12 protein-coding genes are annotated in these 14986 nt (G+C 55.3%); 9 read left to right on the top strand and 3 right to left on the bottom strand.

Features of this window, described 5'->3' with window-relative positions:
* Positions 1–45: 45 nt before the first annotated feature.
* Together csdA and csdE are read left to right on the top strand one after the other, a co-directional pair.
* Positions 46–1251, top strand: coding sequence for a cysteine desulfurase CsdA (gene csdA / locus NAL19_RS04650; RefSeq protein ID WP_263058896.1), 1206 nt, complete (start codon positions 46–48; stop codon positions 1249–1251).
* Positions 1252–1254: 3 nt separating this feature from the next.
* Positions 1255–1710 carry a cysteine desulfurase sulfur acceptor subunit CsdE gene (csdE, locus tag NAL19_RS04645; RefSeq protein WP_263058895.1) on the top strand — a complete coding sequence of 152 codons (456 nt, stop codon included), beginning with the start codon at positions 1255–1257 and terminating at the stop codon, positions 1708–1710.
* Between the two features lie 52 nt (positions 1711–1762).
* Here the strand turns inward: csdE and tcdA are convergent, their stop codons facing one another.
* Both tcdA and NAL19_RS04635 read right to left on the bottom strand, forming a co-directional pair.
* A complete protein-coding gene (tcdA, locus tag NAL19_RS04640) occupies positions 1763–2575 on the bottom strand; it encodes a tRNA cyclic N6-threonylcarbamoyladenosine(37) synthase TcdA (protein ID WP_263058894.1) in 813 nt (270 codons plus the stop codon).
* Positions 2576–2641: 66 nt separating this feature from the next.
* The gene (locus tag NAL19_RS04635) at positions 2642–4900 is read right to left on the bottom strand and encodes a molybdopterin-dependent oxidoreductase (RefSeq protein WP_263058893.1); all 2259 of its coding nucleotides are present in this window, start codon (positions 4898–4900) and stop codon (positions 2642–2644) included.
* Between the two features lie 398 nt (positions 4901–5298).
* Here NAL19_RS04635 and NAL19_RS04630 point away from each other — a divergent pair, with 398 nt between their 5' ends.
* The 7 genes from NAL19_RS04630 (at position 5299) to NAL19_RS04600 (ending at position 13572) form a co-directional block, all read left to right on the top strand.
* Complete coding sequence (locus tag NAL19_RS04630) at positions 5299–6885, top strand: ABC transporter substrate-binding protein (RefSeq protein ID WP_263058892.1); 1587 nt, start codon at positions 5299–5301, stop codon at positions 6883–6885.
* A 52-nt stretch (positions 6886–6937) separates the two neighbouring features.
* On the top strand, positions 6938–7924 hold the full coding sequence (locus NAL19_RS04625; RefSeq protein ID WP_263058891.1) for an ABC transporter permease: 987 nt from the start codon (positions 6938–6940) through the stop codon (positions 7922–7924).
* Between the two features lies 1 nt (position 7925).
* Positions 7926–8861: an ABC transporter permease gene (locus NAL19_RS04620; RefSeq protein WP_263058890.1), complete on the top strand. Its 936-nt coding sequence runs from the start codon at positions 7926–7928 to the stop codon at positions 8859–8861.
* Positions 8858–10579 carry an ABC transporter ATP-binding protein gene (locus NAL19_RS04615; RefSeq protein ID WP_263058889.1) on the top strand — a complete coding sequence of 574 codons (1722 nt, stop codon included), beginning with the start codon at positions 8858–8860 and terminating at the stop codon, positions 10577–10579. Before NAL19_RS04620 ends, NAL19_RS04615 begins: the two co-directional genes overlap by 4 nt.
* Positions 10572–11825, top strand: a complete 1254-nt coding sequence (locus NAL19_RS04610) for a M20 aminoacylase family protein (protein ID WP_263058888.1) — start codon at positions 10572–10574, stop codon at positions 11823–11825. Before NAL19_RS04615 ends, NAL19_RS04610 begins: the two co-directional genes overlap by 8 nt.
* Before the next feature lie 84 nt (positions 11826–11909).
* Positions 11910–12611, top strand: a complete 702-nt coding sequence (locus tag NAL19_RS04605) for a TetR/AcrR family transcriptional regulator (RefSeq protein ID WP_263058887.1) — start codon at positions 11910–11912, stop codon at positions 12609–12611.
* A 43-nt stretch (positions 12612–12654) separates the two neighbouring features.
* On the top strand, positions 12655–13572 hold the full coding sequence (locus NAL19_RS04600) for a 4-hydroxy-tetrahydrodipicolinate synthase family protein (protein ID WP_225087127.1): 918 nt from the start codon (positions 12655–12657) through the stop codon (positions 13570–13572).
* A gap of 88 nt (positions 13573–13660) precedes the next feature.
* On the opposite strand, the gene mltA is transcribed toward NAL19_RS04600, so the two are convergent.
* Positions 13661–14791: a murein transglycosylase A gene (gene mltA / locus NAL19_RS04595; RefSeq protein WP_263058886.1), complete on the bottom strand. Its 1131-nt coding sequence runs from the start codon at positions 14789–14791 to the stop codon at positions 13661–13663.
* Positions 14792–14986: the final 195 nt, after the last annotated feature.

Genomic DNA, 14986 nt, shown 5'->3' with positions numbered 1-14986 from the left:
TCTCAACAAAATGGGACAGGATCGCCCCTCCAAAAGAGGATGCTCATGACACCGTTTAACCCCGCCACCTTTCGCCAACAGTTCCCCGCTCTTCAGCATTCGACGGTGTATCTTGATAGCGCCGCGACCGCGCTGAAACCACAGGCTGTCATTGATGCGGTTCAAGCGTTCTATTGCAGTGAGAGTGGTACGGTGCACCGCAGCCAGCATCGCGGTGCGCAGGCGTTGACCCAGCGCTTTGAAGGCGCTCGAGAGCAAGTCGCTACCTTACTCCACGCGGACGATCCGCGTTCGATTGTCTGGACCAGAGGCACGACGGAAGCGATCAATCTGGTTGCGCAGAGCTATGCACGTCCTCGCCTTCAACTGGGCGATGAGATCGTGGTGAGTGAGGCGGAGCATCACGCTAACCTCATTCCGTGGCTAATGGTGGCGCAGCAAACCGGCGCAAAGGTGGTGAAGTTACCGATAGGCGCGGACTTCTTACCGGATGTTGAGCAGCTAGCCACGCTGCTTACCCCCAAAACCCGGTTGCTGGCGCTGGGGCAAATGTCAAACGTGACGGGCGGACAGCCCGATCTGGCGCGCGCGATTGCGCTGGCCCACCGCTATGGCGCGGTAGTGATGGTTGATGGCGCGCAGGGCATTGTTCACTGTCCGCCGGATGTACAGGCGTTGGATATTGATTTCTATGCGTTTTCCGGGCACAAATTGTATGCCCCAACCGGGATTGGCGTGCTGTACGGCAAAACCGCCTTGCTGGAAAGCATGATGCCGTGGCAAGGCGGCGGAAAAATGATGACGCAGGTGTCCTTTGACGGCTTCAAGCCCCAGGCGATTCCACAGCGGTTTGAGGCGGGAACGCCACACATTGCCGGCGTGCTTGGCCTGTCTGCGGCACTAGACTGGCTGACCACGCTGGACTGGCACGCCGCAGAGCAGCACAGCCAGCAGTTAGCGCAGCTTGCCGAAACGTATTTAGCGCAGTTCCCCGGCTTTCGCAGCTTCCGTAGCCCGCAGTCCAGCGTGCTGTCCTTTGATATTGCCGATGTGCACCACAGCGATCTGGTTACGCTGTTAGCTGAAAGCGGCATCGCACTGCGTGCTGGGCATCACTGTGCGCAGCCGCTGATGGACGCGCTCGGCGTCAGCGGCACGCTCCGCGCCTCGTTTGCCCCCTATAACAACCAACAGGATGTTGCTGCGCTGATCGCCGCAGTGGGCAGCGCCCTTGAATTATTGATCGACTAAACCATGACCCAGACAACTGACACCACGCATCCTTTTGGCCACCACACCACCGTCGCCGACCTGCTGGCGCGATTCGATGCCTGCCGCGCGTGGGAAGATCGCTATCGGCAGCTCATTTTATTGGCAAAGGCGTTACCCGCACTGCCCGAGGGGCTGAAAACCGACGAGATTTCATTATCCGGCTGTGAAAATCGCGTCTGGCTGGGTTATCAACGTCAGGAAGATGGCAGGTTGAATTTTTACGGTGACAGCGACGGGCGCATCGTGCGGGGATTACTGGCGGTATTGCTCACCGCCGTTGAGGGAAAAACGCCAGAAACGCTATTACAGCACGATCCGCTGGCGCTGTTCGATATGTTGGGGCTGCGCGCGCAGCTCAGCGCTTCGCGTTCAAGCGGGCTGGCGGCGCTGGCCGCCAGAATCAGGGACATAGCAGAACACGAAGCAGCGGGAAAATAGCGAGATTCACGCGACTTCTGCACCACAGGCTTTATTTTGTCACAAACACCTGTTACGTCGCAGACGCCCTTTCCCTTTTCGCCATCATCTTCTTCAGCGCATGGGATACCGCAACAAACCCGAAGGTTGCGGTGACCATCGTCGCGGCCCCAAAGCCTGATGCGCAATCCATACGCATGACGCCGTCTGCCGTGCTGCGCGATGCACAAACGGAACCGTCAGGCTGCGGATAAACCAGTGGCTCGCTGGAAAACACACAGTCGATACCCAACTTTCCCTTGCTGTTCTTCACCACGTTAAAATCGTGCTTTAACCGCTCGCGCAACTTGGCAGCCAGCGGATCCTGAATCGTTTTCGCCAGATCGACCACTTCAATCCGAGTCGGATCGATCTGCCCACCTGCACCGCCGGTTGTCACCACCGGGATTTTATAGCGGCGACAGTAGGAGAGCAGCGCCGCCTTCGGGCGTACGCTGTCGATGGCATCAATCACATAGCTGAAGTTTTTATCGAGCAGCTCGGCCACGTTTTCCGCGCTAATGAAATCATCCACGCAGGTGACGCGACATTCCGGGTTGATCGCCAGAATACGTTCCGCCATCACTTCCGTCTTCGACTGCCCAGTGTGCTGACGCAGCGCGTGGATCTGTCGATTGGTGTTACTGACGCACACATCATCCATATCAATCAGCGTAATCGCGCCGATGCCGGTACGCGCCAGCGCCTCAGCCGCCCAGGAACCGACACCACCAATGCCAATCACACAAACGTGAGCCTGAGAAAACAGCGCCAGCGCCTGTTGACCATATAACCGCGCGGTCCCGCCGAAGCGTTGCAAATAGGCTTCGGATAATTGCGTATTCATTCAACCAACCTTACGAAAACAAAATCACAGGAAAATAACACAGCGAAAAAGCGGCTCAGGATAGCGCTAAACCCGCACCACATCCACCAAACAGCTCATGGCATTCGGCCCCTGCGTCAGCGGCGATGTGCCGATATCCAGCGTCAGTACATTCGCATTGCCAGACTGCTCAACCGGATACCACGTTTTCTGACCGAAGCCGGGTTCAAACCAGGCACCGGTGGACATAATCACCACGCCCGGCGTGACGCCATCGGTAATCTGTACGCCCGCCAGAATGCGACCACGCGCGTTTCTGACTTCCACCTGCGAACGGTCGACGATATCCCGTTTGGCGGCATCCTGCGGGTGCATGTACAGCGTCTCTTTTCCTGCGGTTTTATTCGCGGCAACCTGCGGCGTCGCTGCCAGTTGGCTGTGCAAACGGTCGGACGGCTGAATGGAAATAAAGTGCAGCGGCCATTCCTCCGTGCTTTTGGCTCCCAGCCATTCAACGGGAGGCTGCCATTCCGGGTGCGGCGCAAAATCGGCATAACCATAGCTGGCGATGGCCGAGCTGAACAGTTCAATTTTACCGCTTGGCGTACTCAGCGCATGCTGCTGAGGATCGCGGCGGAAATCCTCAAAGAACACAAACGGCTTTTCATCCATCGGGATTTCGACATATCCCTGCTGCCAGAAATCCTCGAATGACGGCCAGCTGTCAGCGGCATCCCGCTGCCTTGCTCGGCATTCTTCATACAGGTGTTCCAGCCACTGCTGCTCACTGCGATTTTGCGTGAACACATCGCCATAACCCAGACGCTCGGCCAGTTCGCTGAAAATATCCACGTCATTACGCGCCTGATGCTGCGGCGCAATCGCCTGATGCATGGCAAAGATAAAGCGATCGCGAGACGACCCGCCGATATCATTACGCTCCAGCGTTGTCGTGACGGGCAGTACGATATCCGCCATCTGCGCTGCTGGCGTCCAGACGATATCCTGCACAATCACCGTATCCGGTTTGCGCCAGCCGTCTACCAGACGGTTCAACTGCTGGTGATGATGGAACGGATTACCGCCCGCCCAGTGAATCAGATGAATATCGGGATAAGTATGGGTTTCGCCCTGGAAGGTATAAGGCGTTCCCGGATGCAGTAGCATATCGGCAATACGCGCCACGGGGATCGCTCGCCCCGCATTCGGGCTGGAAGGCGAAGCGGGCGCTGGCGTTGAAATACGCTCGTTGCCGACGCTATTCATCGAACCATGCCCGAAGGAGAATCCGCCGCCGGGCAACCCCACCTGTCCCAACATTGAAGACAGCGCAATCATCATCCAATACGGCTGTTCGCCGCGGTGCGCGCGTTGCACTGAATAAGAACAGGTAATAAAGCTGCGCACACCGATCAACTGCTGCGCCAGACGCCGAATACGTTCAGCGGGAATGCCAGTGATGTCGCTGGCCCATTCGGGCGTTTTCACCACGCCGTCGCCGCGACCGTGCAAGTAGTCGCTCAACTGCTCGTAACCAACACAGTAGCGTTGCAGGAAATCCTTATCGTCAGCGCCCAAACGCTGAATTTCATAGCCCAGCGCCAGCATCAGAGCGACATCGGTATTCGGGCGGATTGGAATCCACTCGGCATTCACAAATTCAGGGCAGTCATCGCGCATCGGGCTGATGTTAATGACCGGAATCCCTTTCGCCACCAGCGTTTCCAGCGCGGGCTTCAAGGTGTGGTGCCCGGCACCGCCGGAGGCCACCTGCGCGTTTTTCAGCGCCAGACCGCCAAATGCGAGGAAAATATCACAGTGTTCAGCGACGCTGCGCCATTCCGTCACCTTGCCCGTCAGCGGGTGAAAAGTACCAATCACGTACGGCAGGAAGAACTGCGCCGCGCCCCAGCTGTAATTGCCCTGCTGATCGACCGCGCCGCCGCCGGAGAAATAGAAACGTCGTACCTGAGAACGTGCATGGTGATAGCGCCCGGCAGATGACCAGCCGTAGGAACCGGCAAACAGGCCATCCGCACCGTAGCGATCGCGAATACGGCGATTCTCCTGCGCAACCAGATCGAGCGCCACATCCCAATCCACTTCAACAAAGTCTTCCCGGCCACGCAGCGTTCTGTCGCTATTTTCACGTTTCTGGAGCCAGGAACGCCGCACCGAAGGCCGACGGATACGTCGGTCGGAATACACCAGCGGCACGATGGAATCGAGCATGGCGGAAGGTGCCGGATCGTCAGCAAACGGCTCGCATCGAATCAACCAGCCGTCTTCAACTACAGCGGTAAACGCGCCCCAATGCGCAAGATGTGGATAACGTTTAATCGCCATGACAACCTCAGGATAAGTAATTAGCAGGGTGGATAATACCCTGAATTACCGACGCCCCCAACAGCAAGAAGAGTGAATAGCTTATGCGTAATTCGGCATTAGTTATCCATATTTAAACGTTCGTTTAAAACACGCGTTAGGCTAGGGTTTAACCAGAAAATAAAGAGGTGGTTCAGGCCGTTTTATTATTTTTTCGTTATTAAAACCAGGAACGCAGCATGAAACCCATTACGCCACACAGCAACGGTAATGACGTTATTTCATTACTGTCCCGATGTTGACCCCCTTTATCTCTCTCAGAGAAAGGTGCGTTGTCACCCCAAACACATCATTCACAACACGCCATTAAAAATAAAAGTGGGGAGCACACCGTTGCCCTCTGCATACGGATGGGAAATATGAAAAAAAATCTATTCTTATCAGCGTTGATTCTGACGTCTTCGTTATTCGGCCTTGCCGCACAGGCGGAAACCCTGACGCCCAAGCGCGGCGGCACGCTGAATTTTTTGGCCGAGCCTGAACCGCCCGTGTTAACCAGCCTGGTTAGCACCAGCGGCGCGGTGATGAAGGTCAACGCCAAGGTCATTGAAGGCTTGTTGAATTACGATTTCGATATGAAACCGACCCCGCAGTTGGCAACTAGTTGGTCAGTTAGCCCGGACGGCAAACAATATACGTTCCATTTGCGTAAAGGCGTGAAATGGCATGATGGGCAAGACTTCACTTCTGCGGACGTCGCGTTTTCTATTCTGACCGTCAAAAAATACAATTCACGCGGTCAGGGCACGTTTGCCAACGTCACCGAAGTGAAAACCCCCGATCCGTATACCGCGATTCTTGAACTGTCAAAACCCGCGCCTTATCTGCTGAGCGCGTTCTCCGCCAACGAAGCGCCTATCGTGCCAAAACACTTATATGAAGGCACAAACATTCTGTCGAATCCTCACAATACCGCACCGATTGGTACCGGTCCGTTCGTCTTCAAAGAATGGGTTCGTGGCAGCCATATCCTGTATGAACGTAACCCGAACTACTGGGATAGCCCCAAGCCTTACGTTGATAAACTGGTGGTGAAAATCATTCCCGATGCAGCCACTCGCACCATTGCGCTTGAAACCGGCGCGCTGGATCTGGGAAGCGACTCTCCCGTTCCGCTGAGTGAAATTGAACGCATCAAGAAAAACCCCAAGCTAGGCATTGAAACCAACGGCTACGGTTATAGCCCAACGCAAACGCGTATCGAGTTCAATCTGGATAACCCTTACCTGAAGAATTTGAAGGTTCGCCAGGCCATTGCGCACAGCATCAATATTGATGTGTTGAAAAACGTGGTGTGGTATGGATACGCGGTAAATTCACCGACACCCATTACGCCAGAGCTGGCGCAGTTCCATGATGCGACCCCCTCCCCTTATGGCTTCGATATTGCCAAAGCGAACAAACTGCTGGATGAAGCGGGCTTCCCGCGTCAGGCAGACGGTATCCGCTTCAAGCTGGTACATGACTTCATGCCCTATGGTGATAGCTTCAAACGCGTAGCGGAATACCTCAAATCGTCACTCGCCAAAGTCGGCATCGACGTCACCATTCGCTCACAGGATTTCGCCACCTTCGTTAAGCGCGTTTATACCGACCGCGACTTTGACTTCAACAACGGTTCCATCTCGAACCTGTTCGATCCCGCCGTAGGCGTACAGCGCCTGTACTGGTCAAAAACCTATCAACCGGGCGTACCTTTCGGCAACGGCTCACATTACAGCAACCCGGAAGTCGACCGCCTGCTTGAGCAAGCCTCGGTGGAAACCAATCCTGAAAAACGCGTGGAGTTGTACAAGCAGTTCCAACGCATCATCGCCACGGATATTCCCGATTTGAACCTGCTCCAGATTAAGCGCCAGACGATTTACAACAAGCGCGTGCACAACGTCGTCACGGATATTCAGGGCGTCAACGGCAGCCTGGCCGACGTGTGGCTGGATCAGTAATCGTAATACAGCATTCCCCTGCGCTGGCAGGGGAATCCCATGAAGGTATGTGATGAATAAAGTAGAACGAATCGGACGCGTACTGTGGCGTACCCTGCTTCATGCACTGCCAACGGCCATTGGCATTGTCATTCTGGTGTTTTTCCTGTTGCAGTTGGTGCCGGGAGACGCCGTTGATGTGCTGGCCGGCGAATCAGGCAATGCAACCGAAGCGACGATGGCACACCTGCGCGCTCAATTCGGTCTCGATCAACCCATACTGCAACAGCTCTCGGCTTATTTAGGCAATTTGGCGCAGTTCAGCCTCGGCTTTTCGCCTCGCTACAATGCGCCGGTAATGGATCTGATCCTGTCACGGTTGCCGGGCACGCTATTCCTGATGCTGCTGTCGCAGGTTTTTGCCATCGTCATCGGTATAACGCTGGGAACGATCATGGCAGTGTGGGCAGGCAAATGGCCCGACCGCTTGCTCTCCCTCATCGCGCTGCTGCTCTACTCCACGCCGGGATTCTGGATCGGCCTGATGACGCTGATTCTGTTTTCCGTACATCTTGATTGGCTGCCAAGCGGCGGCAATATCACCATCGACGCGAGCCTAACCGGTTGGGCGTATTTCAAGGATATGTTGCAGCATGCCATCCTTCCGGTCGTGGCGCTGAGCAGCTTTTTTATTGCCATTTATGCCCGTCTGACCCGCGCGGCCATGTTGGAAATCGCTCAGCAGGATTTCGTGCGCACCGCACATGCCAAAGGGCTGTCGCCGCTGTGGGTCACCGTCAGACACATTCTGCGCTGCGCGCTGCTGCCTATCACTACCGTGGCGGGGATGCACTTCGGCAATCTGCTGGGTGGAGCAGCCGTGGTCGAGACGGTCTTTAGCTGGCCGGGACTGGGCCGTCTGGCGCTGGAAGCGGTGATGGCACGTGACTTCAACGTCTTGTTAGGCGTCCTGCTGCTTTCCGCCTTCTTAGTCATTTTGGCTAACGTGCTGGTGGACTTACTGCAATCCTGGCTCGATCCCCGAATTAAGGCGCGCTGATATGAATCATCTTTCTCCTGAAAATCTCACATCGAAGAAAGCCGCAGCAGACGGCGTTAGCTCAGCGGTAACTCGCCCGTTAAAAACGCCTTTCCGCCTGTCGCCGGAGGTGCGTGCATTTATCCGCAATCCCGCGGGGATGGCTGGCCTGCTGTTGCTGATTACGGTATTTCTGATGGCCGCCTTCGCGCCGTTACTGTATCCCGGCGATCCGCTGGATATGGTCGCTCAGCCTTTCTTGTGGCCGGGCGAAAACCCTGATTTCCCGTTAGGAACCGATTCGATGGGCCGGGATGTCGCCGCTGGAATCGTCCACGGTTCACAGGTTTCTTTGCAAATTGGCTTCTCGGCGGTCATCGTCAGCCTGTTAATTGGCACCGTCGTCGGTGCGCTGGCGGGCTATTTTGGCGGTCGGGTTGATGACCTGCTGGTTCATATCACCGAACTGTTCCAGACCTTCCCGACTTTTTTGCTGGTCGTGGTGCTGGTCGCCATCGGTTCACCGTCGGTTACGCTGATTTCACTGGCTATCGGGATTGCCTCGTGGCCAACGATTGCCCGTCTGGTACGGGCCGAATTTCGCTCCCTGCGCGAAAGCGATTTTGTGTTAGCCGCACGCAGTCAGGGATTTTCCAGTCTGCGTATCATCTTTCAGGAAATGCTACCGAACGCGCTGCCGTCGATCATCGTTACAACGTCCGTCATGGTCGCCTCGGCCATTTTGATTGAATCCGCCCTCTCCTTCTTAGGCTTTGGCGATCCGAACCGTGTGAGCTGGGGCAGCATGATCGGTGCAGGCCGTGAGTCGCTGCGTACTGCCTGGTTTCTTACCGCCTTGCCCGGCACCGCACTGGTCTTAACCGTGCTGTCATTGAATCTGGTGGGCGACGCATTGAACGATGCACTGAATCCACGGTTACGGGGGAGAAGCGCATGAAGCCGCTGGTCGATATTCAAGATTTACACGTCAATTTTCCTGGTCATCAAGCCGTTCGAGGGCTAAACCTGACGATTAATGCAGGAGAAACGCTGGCGCTGGTCGGCGAATCCGGCTGCGGGAAATCCGCGACGGCGCTGTCCCTGATGCGGCTGGTCGCCGAACCGGGAACAATCAGCGGCCGCATCCTGTTTGATGGACAGGATCTGCTGACCCTGCCAGACCGGCAGATGCGCCAGCTGCGTGGCAATGTGCTGTCGATGATTTTTCAGGAACCGATGACCTCGCTCAATCCAGTACTTTCCATCGGGCAGCAAATTAGCGAAACGCTGCGATTGCATGAAGCGCTGACGCCTGCACAGGCACGGACGCGCGCCATCGAATTGCTGGATCTGGTCAAGATCCCAGAACCCGCCCGCCGGGTGGATGACTATCCACATAACCTTTCTGGCGGACAGCGTCAGCGCGTCATGATCGCCATGGCGGTGGCGTGCCGACCGCGTCTGCTGATTGCCGATGAACCAACCACGGCGCTGGACGTTACCATTCAGGCACAGATTCTGGCGCTGCTGGATAACCTGCGGCGTGAATTCTCGATGAGCCTGCTGCTGATTACCCACGATCTTGGGCTGGTGGCGCAATGGGCCGACCGCGTGGCGGTGATGTATGCCGGGCAAAAGGTGGAAGAAGCACAGGCAGCCGACCTGTTTCAGTCATCCACACACCGTTTCTCCCCCAAGCACAGCTATACGCGCGGGCTGTTAGCGACATCGCTACATATGGATCAAGACAGGCACTACCGTACCCATCGACTGGCGGAAATCCATCACGCGCCAACGGACGAAGGCTTTACACTACTGACGCCGCCCACCTTGATTCACCGTGCCACCGATACAAACCAGCCGCCGCTACTCTCGTTGAAAAATATTCATACCGGCTATTCAACAACACAGGGCAAGGTGCTGGCCGTTGACGATGTGTCACTGACTATTTTACCCGGAGAAACCCTCGGTCTGGTGGGCGAATCCGGCTGTGGTAAATCCACCCTGTCCAAAACCATTCTGCGCCTGCTACCGCCTTCACACGGGCAGATCGTGTTCGATGGACAAGACATCACCACACTAAAAGAATCACGGCTGAAAGCGTTACGTCAGCGGGTGCAGATGATCTTTCAGGATCCGTACGCTTCGCTGAATCCACGCCACAGCATTCAACATATTCTTGAAACGCCGCTGATCGTACATGGCCTTGGCGATCGTTCGCAGCGACAGCAGGCAATCAAAAATATCATCGATCGTGTCGGTCTGCCGCAAAGCAGCCTAAGCCGCTATCCCCATGAATTTTCCGGCGGACAGCGCCAGCGTATCGGCATTGCCCGTGCACTGGTGGTACGTCCTTCGCTGGTGATTTGCGACGAACCGGTGTCCGCACTCGATGTGTCTATTCAGGCACAGATCCTCAATCTGTTGGTTGAGTTAAAAAACGAAATGGGCGTGTCGCTACTGTTTATTTCCCACGATCTCGCCGTGGTGCGTTATATCGCCGATCGGGTCATGGTGATGCAAAACGGACGCTGTGTGGAAAGTGGCGATCACCACAGCATCTGGCATCAGCCACAACACCCGTACACCCGCAAGCTGATCGATGCCGTCCCAGGCGGCAGGCAGCGTGATGCGCTTGTGCCTCCACAGCCGATGAGTAGACAGGCGCATGGATAAGAACAGAGAACACATGATGAATACACCGACACCAACCGCTATTGACCAAACAGCGATGGAATTGGTCATTCAGGATTTTTTACCTGAGCTGATTGCGATTCGTCACCATATTCATCAACACCCAGAAATTGGCTTTGAAGAGTTTGCCACCGCGCAATTAGTGGCAGAAAAGCTGACGGAGTGGGGGCTTGCCGTCACAACGGGCATCGGTGGAACGGGCGTGGTCGCCACACTACATGGTCGTTATCCCGGTGGAGACAGCATCGGCCTGCGGGCAGATATGGACGCGTTGTATATCAATGAGAAAACGGATCTGCCCTATGCATCGGTGCATGCCGGGAAAATGCATGCCTGCGGACATGATGGACACACCACCATGCTGCTGGGCGCCGCACGCTATTTGTCTCAGCACCCCAACTTTGCTGGAACGGTACATTTTATTTTCCAGCCAGCGGAAGAAGGATTAGGTGGCGGACTTGCCATGCTCAATGACGGCCTGCTGACCGCGTTCCCCTGCAACCGACTCTTTGGTCTGCATAACAAACCCGGTATCGAAGTGGGAAAATTCGCGATTCGCAGCGGGCCAATGCTGGCAGCCAGCGATACCTGGCAGGTCACGTTTCACGGCACGGGTGGACACGGCGGTTCAGGCGTCCACCTTTCTATCGACCCGACGCTACCCGCCGCACAATTTATGCTTGGCCTGCAAACCATCGTTAGCCGTAACGTCCCCGCGATGGATGCGGCGGTGCTCAGCATCGGCCATATTCAGGGCGGCGATATCCATGCTCCAAACGTGATCCCCGATAGCGTCATCCTTAAAGGAACCGGACGGAGCTACTCACCGAGCGTTCGCGATCTACTGGAAACGCGCCTGCGAGAACTGGCACACAGCACCGCACAAGGCTTTGGTGCAACGGCCGACGTGCACTATGAACGGCAATATCCCGCGCTGGTTAACGATACGCATGTCACGCAGTTAGCCGTTAATGCCGCCGCGCAGGTGGTCGGACGCGAACAGGTTGACACCGCGATGACGCCGCTGCTGGGTGCAGAAGATTTTGCCTACATGCTGGAGCAGCGCCCGGGCGCATTCATGATGCTGGGTAACAACGACAAAAATGCGCCCAACGTGCATCACCTGCATACCCCGCACTACGACTTTAATGACGCGCTGATCCCACTAGGCATCCGCTATTGGGCAACATTGGTTTATCAAGAGTTGGGTTTTCAAGAACTGGCCTAGCGACAGCGCATTTTACACAGCCTCACTATCACAACGCATGACGTCGGTGCCCCCGACTGTGAGCGTGAGCAAAAAGGATGAATCATGGTGGCGTTATTGAAAACCAAAGAGCAAAGCAAAGAAAAAGAGGCAGACATTAAACAGCGCATCCTGCGTGAAGCCATCACGATCTTCGCCTGCAAAGGCAGTGAGCTAACGACGATTCGTGAAATCACCGAAGCCACCAACGTAAACGTAGCATCGGTGAATTATTACTTTGGTTCAAAAGAAGGTTTGCTGCGTGCCGTGCTGGACAACGTTCTCGGGCCGTTAAATGACGAAAGAACGCGCCTGCTGGATGAGGTGGAAAAAGCCAATCAGGGTGATGACCTTCCCGTTGCCGCACTGCTGGATGCGCTACTGCGCCCGCTGGTTAAAACCGCTCGCACACCTGATGGGGGTCGTATTGTCGTGCGCCTGTTACAGCACCTGCGGGCTACGCCGGGTCTGGAGGTCACTGCCCTGCTTTCGGCGCAGTTCGATCACGTCGCTCACCGTTTTATCGATGCCTTTTCCCGTGCGCTGCCGGAGTTATCGCGCGCAGAGGTGATCTGGCGTTATGAATTTGCCCGTGGTGCCGCCATGCACGTGTTAACCGACGCCGATCCGCGCTCTGGCCGTCTGGCGTTGCTTTCCAAAGGGCTGTGTGACAACCGAGATGACGACCGCGTGCTGTCGCATCTCTTACGTTTTGTCGAGGCGGGTTTTACCGCCAAGCCACTGACTGAGACATCACTTCAGTCCTGATTTTTAGTTATTCGCAACACGTTTACATTGACAGGAAACAGACATGAGCAGAGAAAAAATTGAAGGGTCATTCGTTGCCCTTATTACGCCTTTTAATGACGATGGCAGCGTGGATTTCGGCGCATTTGAGGCGTTATTAAAATTCCAGGAAGACAACGGCACCGCAGCCGTTTTGATTATGGGCTCAACGGGGGAAGTGTCCATGCTGTCCCCAGATGAGAGAAAGGCGATCATCCGCCGAACCGCGCAATACAGCACCAGCAAAATGAAGCTGTTCTACGGCTGTACCGGTAACAATACCGATACCACCATTGACTATGTTCGCTATGCACATGACAACGGCGCAGACGGTGCCATTATCGCCGCCCCCGCCTATATCTGTGCCAGCGAGAGCGATATCGAAAGCTATTTTCTGGAAATTGCCGACGCGACCGATTTGCCGTTAGGGATTTATAACAATCCGCCACGCGTGAAAACGGATCTGCACTGGACATCGCTGCTGCGTATTTTCCAACACCCGAACTACGTTATTCATAAAGAATCCACCACCCGCGTAGGTCAGGTCGCACAGGTTCTGGCAGGGAACCCTGATGTTTCGGTGATGTGCTGCGACTCGCCCAATCTGGGTCTGGTGGTGCCAACGATGTCGTTGGGAGGGCATGGGACGGCCAACATGACCGGCAATATTGCCCCAGCAGAACTGGCTGAAATTTCTCGTCCGTGGAAAAACGGTGAGGATGCAGAGCGCTTCCGTCAGGCCTATCAACATTTGCTGCCGCTGTTGCATTACACCTATTCGGCAATCAACCCGGTAGCGGTGAAATCATTGATGAAGGCGGTAGGTTTACCGGCAGGCAGCCTGCGCCGTCCACTGCGGGGTTTGCAGGGCGAAGCGTTGGATTCAGGTATTCGTATCGTGAACGAATTAGGGCTGAGCAGCAAATACGGCTTTAACAGCTGATTCTGTTCTGGTACGTGGAGAGCAAGCGTTTCATCTCAGAAGTGGCTCATCTTTACACCACTTCTGAGATTTCAAACGAAAGAGATGACTACTGTGGATTGTTGACTAACAGCGATCCTGAACCGTTCGCCGGACTGCTTTGCGCACTCTTCAATACCCAGACCCGTCCATAGTGGTTATAGAAGCCAGCCGAATGCCCTGCATCTGGCCCAATGCCCTGATACATATCAAAGTGCTGGCCTTTAATCGCCCCACCGACATCCAGCGCAATCATCAGGCGCATTTCATATTTGCCGGTGAATTTGCCCACGTTATCCAACAGCGGCACTTCCATTAACAGCGCCGTACCAGCCGGAATCAGCGAACGGTCAGATGCCACAGAAGCTTTCGCCACCAGCGGCACGGCGCTGGCCCCTTTCACAGGCGCGGACATCATGGGTTTAAAGAACACAAAAGAGGGATTCTGCTCAAACAATTCACGTACTTCATATTCGGTGTGCTGCTCCGCCCACTTGCGGATGGCCTGCATAGACATCTCTTCACGTGGAACTTCACCCCGATCGATCAGCACTTTACCAATACTGCGGTAGGCATGGCCGTTTTTACCGGCGTAGCCGAAGAACGTCAGCGGACGTCCATCGCCAAAATCAATATAGGCGCTGCCCTGCACTTCCATCATGAAGTTATCGACCAGCGAGTTGGTCCAGGCGAGAACCAGCCTGTCATCCAGTGCACCAGCATAAATGCCAGCACGATCCGGTAGCCGACTGTTCTTTCTGCCCTTTGACGGCATGGCATATAAAGGATGGCGGAATTCACCCTGACGGGTATGGCGCGCCTGTAGCACTGGCGTGTAGTAACCGGTGAACTGCACGTTGCCAAAGTTATCGACGCCTTCCATCTGCCAGGCGTTCAGGCCAAACTTGCTCAGTTCACGGGTGTCAGCCCCAGACATCATCCAGTTTTCAATCGCCTGAAAGGTCGTATTATTGCGCGTATAGAGATTCGGTGACGCCGAGCGGATTTCAGAAACCTGAGTCATGAAATCCCGCGCGTTGACGGGTTTGCCCTTGGCATTCGGCTCATTCACCAATTCCAGAGGCTGGTTGAGGTGACCATCTTTATATTGCTGCCCGCGATCGGTTGGCCGGGATTGGCACCCCGCCAGAATGGCAATGACCACTGCGGTCAGCACGTATTTTCCCCACCGTCCCTTCATCTTTGCGCTCGCTTTTTACATCAAAAAATTTACCGTCGAACGATAACAAACGGCTATCGAGAAAGGAATGGGACAGCATATAAATCCACGGATCACGCGAATGTCGTTCGGCATGCAGCACAGTAAAAGGTGGGGTTTCTTTTCATCGCCACATTGCGGTCATAAAACAACCTACAAGGCGGTAAATCAATCACC

The organism is Pectobacterium sp. F1-1, assembly GCF_025643735.1.
GTDB classification, from domain to species: domain Bacteria; phylum Pseudomonadota; class Gammaproteobacteria; order Enterobacterales; family Enterobacteriaceae; genus Pectobacterium; species Pectobacterium colocasium.
This window is presented reverse-complemented; position numbering and strand designations above follow the sequence as displayed.